The organism is uncultured Porphyromonas sp. (assembly GCF_905372525.1).
Lineage (GTDB): Bacteria > Bacteroidota > Bacteroidia > Bacteroidales > Porphyromonadaceae > Porphyromonas.
The window spans coordinates 1-10,849 of the sequence record NZ_CAJPPN010000061.1; the positions used below are offsets into that span (position 1 = coordinate 1).

A 10,849-nucleotide genomic window follows, 5' to 3' on the forward strand; every position below is an offset into this window, starting at 1 on the left:
CTATTATAGGAGATCGGGTAGGGGAGGGGGCAGGGCTTTCGCTTGGTGGGGGGACTAGAGGGTGAAGGTGAAGATCTGGACGTTATTACGCATCTTGCGGGTGAGCTTCATGAGGTGTGCCACCCACCAGACCTGCGCCATGAGATCGACGATGGGTATCTTGCGCTCGAAGTGTGCCTCAGGTAGTAGGCCGAGGATGTCCTCCTCGGAGTCTATGCCCCCTGTGAAGCTTGCCTCCATGTGCCGTAGGGTGTCGTGCTGTCGTGACCGCTTCGCCCAGAAGCTACTTAGGGCATCGAAGACTACGACACAGCGCCCAGCGAAGGCCGTGTGTATAAGTCGTAATGCACGCTGGATCTCCTCCCTGCTTAGGTAGGCAAATACCCCCTCTATGGCGATTAAGACGTGGGTGTCGGGTGTGATCTTGGCCTTGAGGGCTTCGATCCAAGTCTCCTCTAGGAGGTTGCCCTCGATGAAGGTCGCTCGCTCGCCGAGCAGGGTACGACGGAGCTGTATGACGTTGGGGAAGTCCATGTCGAAGTGAACCGCCCCGTAGGTACGTTCAGCGATACGCTCGCCTCGGGTATCGAGCCCACAGCCTGCGTTTACGGTCACGAAGGGAGTGCCCGATGCATGGAGCTGTCGGGCATAGCGGATGAGTTCCTCGTCGAGGTAGCGAGCTCGCTGGAGGCATCCGTAGTAGCTCGGGGTCTTCTTCGGGGCGAACTTCTCCTTGTCGTAGGCTACCCGCTCATAGAGCTCTGCTGCGTACCTGTCTCCTAGGATGGGTTTCTTGCTCTTCAGGTCTAGGGCACGCATCGCCAGCGGGATGATGAGGGTCTCTTGGACGGCGCCTAGCCCCTCGATGTTGATCTGTTCCATACGTTGGTCGTCTGTCTATCTTGATGATATATTCTGTATCACAAAGCTATACCATCTCTCTATACACGACAATACCTACTAATGCTGATTTGCCCCCTCGTCATCCTCCCCACCTCCCCGACGACTATGTTCCTAGTGTACCCTTGCCGAGGTAAAGGTCGTATGTGGAATGGAGAGAAAGACTTATCTTTGCAGGCGAGATAAGAAATGAAGCAGTGAGTACACCCCACGAGTATACCATCGAGCAGATCCTAGCGGCGGAGATCCACGCCCTACAGAATATCCCCCGAGAGAATGACTACGAGGGTGCAATAAGCCTCATCCTAGAGCGAGTACACGAGGAGGGCGGTAGGCTCATCACCTCGGGGATGGGCAAGGCAGGGCAGATCGCCCACAATATCGCCACGACCTTCAGCTCCACAGGTACACCGGCCTACTTCCTACACCCTAGCGAGGCGCAGCATGGCGACCTCGGGATGGTCTGCTCTAGTGATGTGATGCTGCTGATCAGCAACTCGGGTAAGACCCGTGAGGTGCTGGAGCTCGTCGCCCTCACCCGTAGGATGTATCCCACCCTGCCCTTCATCTTGATCACGGGTAACCCCGATAGCCCCCTCTCTAGGGAGGTCAACGTCTGTCTCTCCACAGGTAACCCCCGGGAGGTCTGCCCCCTCGGGCTCACCCCCACCACCAGCACTACGGTGATGACGGTACTGGGTGACCTCCTTGTGGTGAGTGTGATGCAGCGTATCGGCTTCTCCTATCACGACTACTCCCTCCGCCATCATGGTGGCTACCTTGGGGACAAGAGTCGTGAGCTACAGACAGAGCAGCGCTAGACGTCTGCTCGTATAGGGTGGGTAGCTGCGAGGCTACGTACCCTCTCGTCGCGAATTATCAGTAACGTGTGCTGAGGTTGGGCTGAGGTAGTCCATGAGAGCACACAGCCTAGAGCCAACGAGTGCTAGGCGTATTTTTTATCACAAGAGCAATCAATGACATTTGAAGCCCTAGGGGTGAGTGCCCCTATTTGCCAAGCCGTAGCGGAGCTTGGCTACGAACAGCCTATGCCCGTGCAGGAAGCTGTCATCCCCCATCTCCTCGGAGAGCCCCAAGACCTCATCGCACTAGCCCAGACAGGCACCGGTAAGACGGCTGCCTTCGGCCTTCCCCTCCTACAGAACGTCGCTCGTAGCCTAGAGGAGTCCAAGACCCGGACAAATGCCTCTGGCCATGCACGTGCCCTCGTCCTATGCCCCACCCGTGAGCTGTGCCTACAGATCTCCGACGACCTCACCGAGTACAGCAAGTATCTCCCCTCGGTACGTATCCTCCCCGTCTATGGGGGCTCATCCATAGAGGCGCAGATCCGCACCCTTCGTCGTGGTGTCGAGGTGATCGTCGCTACCCCAGGGCGTCTGATTGACCTCATGGAGCGTGGTGTCGCTTCGCTGGACGAGGTGGAGACGGTCGTCCTAGACGAAGCGGATGAGATGCTCAATATGGGCTTCACCGAGAGTCTGCAGACCATCCTAGCGCAGGTGCCTGAGGAGCGTCACCTCCTCCTCTTCTCGGCCACCATGCCCCGTGAGATCAGCTCGATCGCAGCCTCGTACATGCACCAGCCTCGGGAGATCGTCGTCGGTACCAAGAACCAGGGTAATGCCAACATCAAGCATCACTACTATGTCGTCTCTGCCCGCCACAAGTACCTTGCCCTAAAGCGTATCGCAGACTATTACCCCAGTATCTATGGGATCATATTCTGCCGTACACGCAAGGAGACTCAGGAGATCGCCGACCAGCTGATCCGTGATGGCTATAATGCCGATGCTCTGCATGGGGAGCTCTCTCAGGCGCAGCGTGACTATGTGATGCAGAAGTTCCGCATACGCAACCTCCAGCTCCTCGTCGCTACCGACGTCGCTGCCCGAGGACTAGATGTGAACGACCTGACCCACGTGATCCACTACGGTCTACCCGATGATATCGAGAGCTATACCCACCGCAGTGGCCGAACGGCTCGTGCTGGGAAGATGGGGCTATCCATCGCCATCTGCCATAGCCGTGAGCGTGGACGCATTCGGGATATAGAGCGTATCTCGCACGCAACGCTAGAGCGCAAGCATCTACCGACGGGGCAGGAGATCTGTCAGAAGCAGCTCTTCGGTCTGGCCGATCGTATCGAGCGAGTAGAGATCACCGAGGATGCCACGCTGGAGCGTGTGCTGCCTGACCTCCTGCGCAAGCTCGACTGGCTCGACAAGGAGGAGCTCCTGCGACGGATCATGCTCATGGAGTTTCGCCGTATGCTCGACTACTACGACAGCGAGGAAGCCATCGAGGAGGCGGATGACAAGGGCAAGCTCCCCACCGAGCGCAAGGAGAAGCGGGATAAGCGCAATGCCGTAGCCGAGGAAGGGATGAAGCGTCTCTTCATCAACTTCGGTAAGCTCGACAAGATGTACCCCAACAAGCTCATTGAGCTCATCAACAAGTGCGTCCCGGGTCGTGTGAAGATCGGTAAGATCGACCTCATGCCTCGCTTCTCGTTCTTCGAGGTCGATGAGCACGAGGCCTCTGAGGTCGTCTCCTCCATGAGCAGCTACGAGGTGGATGGTCGTCGTATCGTCGTGGACTACGCTGACGCTATAGGCTCCTCCGAGGGCAAGCGTGAGCGTCGGGGTAAGCGCAGCTACTCCGACGAAAGCCCACGGGCACCACACAAGGGTCGGAAGCATCGTGACGACTATTCTCCCCGCTCTAGCCGAAAGGGGGATAGCCATTCCTCACCCTTCGATAAGTACAAGGGCAAGAAGAAGTCTCGCTGGTAGTTCCCCAGCCCCCAGCTAGGGTGGTGCGCTCGGTACCCTGCCGACACCACCCCTATCGTGGAGCAGTAAGAGTCCAAAGACGGGCTCCTACTGCTCCACTTGCGTATCGATCAGAGCCGATGCATGAAATCACCGTAGTGCGAGGGCGAAGGAGTCAAGGAGCATACCCTGAGGGTAGAAACATCTGTGTCCTAGGTGTAGACAGACCGAGCGTATACCTACTACTTAGGGGGGATGTGTATACACGTGTGTACACAACTGTATACCCACGTGTACACAACAGTATACACGCGTGTACACTACCTCGCTCTAAGTATATCCCCAGTGACACTCGTATTTAGCTCTTCTCGGGATGCATACCTAGACCCTCTCGGGATACAACTCAGGATACGGCTAAGGCTCCCTAGGGGATGAAAGAATATTCCCAGAGAGCCAAAGAATGGAGGGTGCGAAAGAGATTATGCGTTGCCCCTACGTAGTCGATGTCTTTGTGGACTAGTTTTTTACTATATTTGCCCCCGTAGGAAGTATTTCTATGTATAGGATGGGACAGCGCAGACGACTAGCTGGTATCTTCCTAGGGCTCTTCTTGGGGCTCCTAGCGATGGTTACCCTGCATGACTTCAGCCACCGAGCTGAGGGGGTGCAGGTCGCCTCCGTATCCACCTCTCAGGAACTGACCTCGCACATAGATCAGACCGACTGCGTGCTCTGTCAGTTCGTCCATACCCCCTTCCTCGCGCTCGCTCTAGGCGTCGCACTGCTCGCCTCGGTGCTCGGTGTACGCCTCCTCGGCACTCGCCTAGAGAGCATCTGGTCGTACGACCACCTGTGCCTAGCCCAGCTACGAGCACCACCTGCTGATACCTTAGCCTAAGCCACGAAGGCTGGGGGGCACTTGGTGTCCCTCTCCTAGGGGGCATTCCCATAGTTGGGACTCCTCCGCCCCGTACCCCGATCCCTCCCAATACAGTACGTATATGTGTGAGCGCCCTATCCGAGGGTCGTCTCATCCATGTCTCTATCGGTCTTATCGAGTCTCCTCGTGTGCCAGCTCTATGGTGCATACTACTCGATGAGTACATCATCCCATTCACCCCCTCATGTATCATTCATCACGTATCCATCTATGGTGCTGGTGTGTGCTCGTGGTGCTTCTCCTAGGGCTTTATAGCCCAGCAGGAGCCCAGGTGACGGTGAGGAGTATCCTCGTGCGCATCCTCGATGCCCGTACGAAGGAGCCCCTCCCGCAGGCGGTCGCACACCTCGGCAAGCAAACGTATCAGGCTAACCCCTCTGGCGAGGTCAAGCTATCCCTCTCCCCCGAGGAGACCGATGGCCTACATGTCCATGCCCTCGGCTATCATGAGGGCTTTGTCTCCCTAGAGACTCTCCGCCGTAGTGCAGGGAGTCCAACCGAGGGGAGCTATACCCTATATATGACGAGCGAGGAGCGTATGCTCTCGGGAGTCACCGTGCAGGGGGCTCGTCGTGTGGTCTCGGCTAATGCCGTGGTCAGTCGTCTCAGCTCTCAGCAGATCGAGCGGAGCCTCGGGCGAAGCCTCGCCTCGCTCCTCACCGAGATCAGCGGTGTGACGAGCCTACAGACGGGCACCACGACCACTAAGCCGGTTATCCACGGTATGTATGGCAATCGGGTACTCATCATGAATAATGGGGTGCGCCAGTCTGGACAGCAGTGGGGCGAGGACCATGCCCCCGAGGTGGATGTCGAGGGCAATAACCACATACAGGTCATCAAGGGTGCCGAGGCTGTGCGCTATGGTGCCGAGGCTATGGCGGGGGCTATCGTCATGGAGCAAGCGACGCTACCCTACGGCGAGGAGTCGCTCCACGGAGCCGTCGGGGCAGCCTATGCTACCAATGGTCATCGGGGGAGTACCTCGCTGCACCTAGAGGGTGCGACGCTCTCTGATCGAAGCCTCGCCTACCGAGTACAAGGCTCCTATACCAATGCTGGAGACCGCTCCTCGGCCAAGTATCGGCTGATGAATACCGGTGTGCGTGAGTTCAATACCTCGCTGGCGCTGGGCTGGAAGCACGGGGAGTGGAGTGTCGAGGGACTCTTCAGTCGCTATGAGAATAAGACGGGGCTCCTCCCCTCGGGGCACCTACGTAGCCGTGAGGGTATGGCGGAGCTCCTACGCCGTGGGATGCCCGACATCTTCCGCCCCTTCTCCCGCAGTATCAGCAATCCCTACCACCATGTCGTCCACTACCTCGGCAAGGTCAAGGGGACTTGGGAGAGCGACCACTTCGGTCGCTTCACCCTGCAGGCCTCGCTCCAGCGGGACAATAGAGATGAGTATGCGATCCGCCGCAATACCGCCTATGCCGATGTCCCCACCCTCTCCCTCTCTCTCTCCTCCACCCAGCTCGATGCCTCGTGGCGCAAGCACTACCACCGCTGGGACAGCGAGGCTGGGGTACATGGCGAGTACGTGGACAACTACAGCAATAGTGGTACGGGCTTCACTCCCCCTATCCCTAACTACACCCAGAGCACCTGGGGCGGCTATGCCCTACAGCGCTATGCGGATGATCACTTCGGGGCAGAGCTAGGGGTGCGCCTAGATGGTCAGCAGATGTCCGTAGCGGGGTATGATGTCGCAGGCCAATACTTCTCGGGCGACCATTCCTTCCTGAACCTCACTTACAGCCTAGGTGGACACCTTCACCTCGGGCAGGGATGGAAGGTTACCTCCAACTTCGGACTCGCTTGGCGCAGTCCCCACGTGCAGGAACTCTACAGCCTAGGTAGCCAGCACGGCTCTGCTATCTTCGTCTACGGTGACCGCACACTGCGCTCCGAGCGAGGCTACAAGTGGGTGAGCTCCCTCGTCCATCACTCCGAGCGATGGGATCTGACGCTCGATGGCTATCTACACTGGATCAAGGGCTATATCTATGATGAGCCTTCGCAGGAGTATGCCGAGACGCTGGCGGGGCAATATCCCGTCTTCCGCTACAAGCAGAGCGATGCCTTCTTCCGTGGGCTCGACCTCGATGCCCGTTACTTCTTCATCCCTAGTCTCCTCTATGCCCGTGTGCAGGGCTCTATGATCTGGGCGAATGAGATGAAGACGGGACGCTACTATCCCTACATACCTGCACTTAGGATCTCGGAGGAGCTTGGTCTACGCAAGGCCTTTGGCTCTTCGTACACGGGGGAGTTCTCGCTCTCGCACCGCTTCGTAGACCGTCAGCGTCGCTTTGACCCTACTACCGACCTCACCCAGAGTCCGCCTGACTACCATCTCTTCGGGCTCGAGGCTCGTATGACGAAGCAGATGACGGAGCGGCAGTCGCTCAGTCTCTCCCTCAGTGTCGATAACCTCCTCGACACCGAGTACAAGGAGTACACGAACCGCGCACGCTACTACTCTCACGATGTCGGGCGGGATGTCCGTCTCGCTCTGCACTGGCACTTCTAGCAGATCCCTGCTTATCCCTCACTCCTTTGACAGAACTCTCTTATCAATAATAAAGCAATGAGTAAGACACTAGCACCGCTCCTCCTCGGAGCATTCGCCCTAGCCCTCACCAGCACGCTGGTCTCCTGTGGCAAGAATACACCGAAGCCACCCGTAGACGAAAGGCAGAACAAGGGGCATGATAATCCCACCTTCGCCGAACTCACCCTCACCGAGGCGACACTGAAGGCAGGTAAGACCTTCTCCACCGAGACGACCCTCGACGACGTAGACCTCTCCACGGCCGCTGTGCAGAAGATAGGCTTGGATCAGAGGGGGGCGACCGTTCGCTTCATCGAGGGGGCAGGCTACTCCAAGAAGTTCACCGTCGAGAGTACCGCCAAGACACCCAATCGTGTCTACCTACTGAAGATCGCCTACAAGAACCTCTCGGGGCAGCTCATGAACGACCAGCTCGTCTCCGATGAGCAGATCAACCGCCACCAGCACTTCTTCAAGGAGATATGGAGAGTCCGAGGTAATGAGGTGGACTATGCTCCAGCCTCACTGCTGAGCTATCAATATGCCTACTGCGATGTCTTCACGCGCAAGAAGGCTGACGGGACGATGTACCAAGAGCGTAATCCCGTGGGCTTCACTGGGCTCATTCAGTTCGTGCGTCCTCGGGCTACCGATGCCGATAAGACTAAGGAGCTAAAGATGGTCATCACGCTAGCGCACTTCTACGGGACAAAGTTTAAGGATGGCAATGTGCTCCCCTTCAATACCTCGGTAACACCTGGAGCCGACACGGACATCAATATGAATATAGACTTCACTATAAAAGCTAACTAAGTATCCACCCAAACAACTAGCAACAAGATGAGAACACGTATCATAAAGGCCTTCACTCTAGGCCTCATGGCTTGCGCCTTTGCTTTCACCTCATGCCGAAAGGATGAGCCCACCCCCAAGCCCGACAACGGGAAGTCGTCGATAGACGAGATAGCCAAGGTGCGTATCACGCTCAGCAATGGACACCTGCATGGTACGAAGTCCTTCCACTACGTCCCCTCAGGAGGTACGTTCACGTATCGGAATATCTACGACCGTCAGGAGTATACCTTCGTCAAGAAAGGAGATCAGTGGGTGCTCTCCAGCGATGCTCCCTATCGGGACTTCATCGGCTACCAAGTCCAGCAGTACGACCCTAATGACCCCACCTCTGCTGCACCTGACTATGGGGCTATCATCTACCTATACAATGCTAAGGGGGAGCTCATCAACGATCAGTATGCCTCTGAGGCGAACCGCCCCTACTATCAGTTCTTCTTCTACCCCACGGAGGCTAAGGACTTCGACGGTAAGAGCATTAGCTTCGACGCAAGCAACCCCTCCAGCATACTCAAGTACGTCTACTGCGATACGAACGTCTGGAACAAGTCTGCGAGCAAGAGCCCCCAAGACGACAAGGGGAATAAGCTCTACTACTTCCTCAAGGACACAGAGCCTATCGGCATCAAGGGCTACATCCAGAACGCAACGATCAGTCAGTTCACGCTGAATATCGACCTGTGGCACAGCCTCAAGGGGAAGCTAGAGGAGGGAAAGGCCTCACCCTTCTATGCGCCTAATGCTACGGTTAAGTCCGGGAAGCAACTCCTCCATCTGAGCCTCCCGATGAATGTCTATGCCTCCAAGGATTTCCAAGACGAGGTGGTCTCCTATATGGATGCTGACTACGACCGTAGGGTAGATGCTGCCCCCGATAATGAGAAGGAAAAGGTAAAGCCAGAGCCCTACCCCTTCGAGAAGCTCTCGGATGAGAACAAGGTCTACGCACTGCGCCTCGTGAAGCTCCTCGGAGCCAAGGATTGGGAGAGTGTCTCGCTTGACTTCTTCCGCTACTACAAGAGCTACAAGCACAACAACGATCCCGAGGGTTACTTCTAATTCCCCACACTCCTATACAACGAGAGGGCTATCCACACCTAGTGGATAGCCCTCTCGTTGTATAGGGGGATAGTGGATAAGGGGGGAGAAGTGTCTACTTCGTGAAGAAGCTCGCACGCTCCTCGTAGCGACGACTCACTACCTCCCAGTCGATGATGTGCCAGATCTGCTTGAGATGCTCGGCACGTCTATTCTCATAGTCGAGGTAGTAGGCGTGCTCCCAGATATCGATCCCTAGTAGGGGGATGAGACCCGAGGTCACGGGGTTGCCTGCGTTGGGCTCCTTGTCTACATAGAGACGTCCTGCCTCATCCGTAGCGAGCCACAGCCAGCCAGAGCCGAAGATCGATACACCTGCCTTCTCAAACTGCTCACGGAACTTCTCGAAGCTCCCGAAGCTACGCTTGATAGCCTCCGCTAGGTTACCCTTAGGCTCGTCAATGCGATCCATGACGGCGGGCTTGAACTGCGTGAAGTATAGGTTGTGGTTCAGTAGCTGACCTGCGTTGTCGAAGATCGAGCCACTAGCGAACTTGACGAGCTTCACGAGGTCCCGTTCCATCAGATGGCTTTCGCTCAGGAGCTGGTTCAGCTTCGTGACGTAGCCTGCTAGGTGCTTGCCGTGGTGGAGCTTCACTGTGCGCTCGCTGATGACAGGCTCTAGGGCGTTGGTGGGGTAGGGGAGGGTGATCAGTCGGTAGAGGGCACTGTCGGCCTGAGCCGACTGGGCGGGGGCGCTGGAGGTGCGTCCTGTCCCGCGGCTTGCCTTATCGACCCTCTGCGCCGAGAGGCTGAGGGGAGAGAGGAGGCCGAGGGAGAGGAGGGTCAGTGCTAGGATATTTCGTCTCTTCATCTGTGGATGTGGGGGGTTAGTCGTCGTAGCGTACGAGCTGGAGCTTGGCATTGAAGTGAGCCTCTAGCCCCGAGCTAAGCTCGACCTTGTAGCCCTGACGCTTGCGCTCGATCTGCTTGATCGCATCGCCAGCATGGCGGGCATTGAGGGTCTTGGTGATCTGGGCAGGGATGAAGCCGAGGGGCATAGTGTTCTGCTTGACATCGACGTCCTTCCACTGGCCGTTGGAGGTGAAGTCTATTTCTGTACCATCGGAGAGAGTTACCTCATAGGTCGTGGACATGAAGTCGCGATCCTGCTTGACGAGGACGGCGTTACGGCCAGCGAAGTACTTGGTCACGAACTGCTGTGCAGCCTTAGGGAGTTCTCTGAACTCGATGATGCGGTCGTCGTCTGCTCGGAGAGTCGTCACTGACAGGGCGAGGAACGCGAGGGCAAAGGCCAAGAATCTCTTCATAATGAAAGTGAATCTAATAGTGAGTAATATATACCAATTAGTTTTATAACCTCCCTCTGAGGGTAAAGGTTGTTCCCTCAGCCTTTTCCACCCTGCTCTCCTCTCTTTCTTCCCGCCCCTCCTCGCCTCTTTCTTCCCGCCCCTCCTCTTCTCTTTCTTCCCTGCTCTACTCTTTATTTCTTTCCTGCTCCTACTCGCCTCTTTCTTTCCGCCCCCTCTCTCCTATCCTGCTTCTCCTCAGCTTTCCCGCCCCCCTACTAGACCCCAAGGCTGACGCATGAAATCACTATAGTGCGAGGGCAGGGTCATCAAGGAATATATGCCGAAGATAGAAGTATCCGTGTCCTAGTCGAGATAAGCCAAGCGAAGACCTCCTACCTGGGAGGGATGAGTATACACGTGTGTACACAACTGTATACCCACGTGTACACAACAG

The 10,849-nt window shown here is 56.7% G+C and carries 9 protein-coding genes; 6 read left to right on the forward strand and 3 right to left on the reverse strand.

Annotated elements, in window-relative coordinates; genetic code table 11:
* Nucleotides 1-54: 54 nt before the first annotated feature.
* Nucleotides 55-882: a class I SAM-dependent methyltransferase gene (locus QZ170_RS08745; protein ID WP_297180029.1), complete on the reverse strand. Its 828-nt coding sequence runs from the start codon at nucleotides 880-882 to the stop codon at nucleotides 55-57.
* Nucleotides 883-1,097: 215 nt separating this feature from the next.
* Here QZ170_RS08745 and QZ170_RS08750 point away from each other — a divergent pair, with 215 nt between their 5' ends.
* The 6 genes from QZ170_RS08750 (at nucleotide 1,098) to QZ170_RS08775 (ending at nucleotide 9,103) form a co-directional block, all read left to right on the forward strand.
* Complete coding sequence (locus tag QZ170_RS08750; protein ID WP_297180032.1) at nucleotides 1,098-1,721, forward strand: SIS domain-containing protein; 624 nt, start codon at nucleotides 1,098-1,100, stop codon at nucleotides 1,719-1,721.
* A 156-nt stretch (nucleotides 1,722-1,877) separates the two neighbouring features.
* Nucleotides 1,878-3,716, forward strand: coding sequence for a DEAD/DEAH box helicase (locus QZ170_RS08755; RefSeq protein ID WP_297180034.1), 1,839 nt, complete (start codon nucleotides 1,878-1,880; stop codon nucleotides 3,714-3,716).
* Nucleotides 3,717-4,260: 544 nt separating this feature from the next.
* Nucleotides 4,261-4,593: a hypothetical protein gene (locus tag QZ170_RS08760; RefSeq protein ID WP_297180037.1), complete on the forward strand. Its 333-nt coding sequence runs from the start codon at nucleotides 4,261-4,263 to the stop codon at nucleotides 4,591-4,593.
* Between the two features lie 226 nt (nucleotides 4,594-4,819).
* Nucleotides 4,820-7,171 (forward strand): TonB-dependent receptor plug domain-containing protein, encoded by a 2,352-nt coding sequence (locus QZ170_RS08765; RefSeq protein WP_297180040.1) that lies wholly within the window; start codon nucleotides 4,820-4,822, stop codon nucleotides 7,169-7,171.
* Between the two features lie 57 nt (nucleotides 7,172-7,228).
* Nucleotides 7,229-8,005: a hypothetical protein gene (locus tag QZ170_RS08770; protein WP_297180043.1), complete on the forward strand. Its 777-nt coding sequence runs from the start codon at nucleotides 7,229-7,231 to the stop codon at nucleotides 8,003-8,005.
* Between the two features lie 27 nt (nucleotides 8,006-8,032).
* Nucleotides 8,033-9,103 (forward strand): hypothetical protein, encoded by a 1,071-nt coding sequence (locus tag QZ170_RS08775; protein WP_297180046.1) that lies wholly within the window; start codon nucleotides 8,033-8,035, stop codon nucleotides 9,101-9,103.
* A 94-nt stretch (nucleotides 9,104-9,197) separates the two neighbouring features.
* Here QZ170_RS08775 and QZ170_RS08780 read toward each other — a convergent pair whose 3' ends face one another.
* Both QZ170_RS08780 and QZ170_RS08785 read right to left on the reverse strand, forming a co-directional pair.
* Entirely contained in the window at nucleotides 9,198-9,956 is a 759-nt protein-coding gene (locus tag QZ170_RS08780; RefSeq protein ID WP_297180048.1) for a superoxide dismutase, read from the reverse strand.
* Nucleotides 9,957-9,972: 16 nt separating this feature from the next.
* Nucleotides 9,973-10,413: a PepSY-like domain-containing protein gene (locus QZ170_RS08785; protein WP_297180051.1), complete on the reverse strand. Its 441-nt coding sequence runs from the start codon at nucleotides 10,411-10,413 to the stop codon at nucleotides 9,973-9,975.
* Between the last annotated feature and the right edge of the window lie 436 nt (nucleotides 10,414-10,849).

Bases quoted from the DNA above. Each gene is read 5' to 3' on its own strand.
- QZ170_RS08745 (WP_297180029.1), bottom strand. From the start codon at position 882: ATGGAACAGATCAACATCGAGGGGCTAGGCGCCGTCCAAGAGACCCTC.
- QZ170_RS08755 (WP_297180034.1), top strand. From the start codon at position 1,878: ATGACATTTGAAGCCCTAGGGGTGAGTGCCCCTATTTGCCAAGCCGTA.
- QZ170_RS08760 (WP_297180037.1), top strand. From the start codon at position 4,261: ATGGGACAGCGCAGACGACTAGCTGGTATCTTCCTAGGGCTCTTCTTG.
- QZ170_RS08765 (WP_297180040.1), top strand. From the start codon at position 4,820: ATGTATCATTCATCACGTATCCATCTATGGTGCTGGTGTGTGCTCGTG.
- QZ170_RS08770 (WP_297180043.1), top strand. From the start codon at position 7,229: ATGAGTAAGACACTAGCACCGCTCCTCCTCGGAGCATTCGCCCTAGCC.
- QZ170_RS08775 (WP_297180046.1), top strand. From the start codon at position 8,033: ATGAGAACACGTATCATAAAGGCCTTCACTCTAGGCCTCATGGCTTGC.
- QZ170_RS08780 (WP_297180048.1), bottom strand. From the start codon at position 9,956: ATGAAGAGACGAAATATCCTAGCACTGACCCTCCTCTCCCTCGGCCTC.
- QZ170_RS08785 (WP_297180051.1), bottom strand. From the start codon at position 10,413: ATGAAGAGATTCTTGGCCTTTGCCCTCGCGTTCCTCGCCCTGTCAGTG.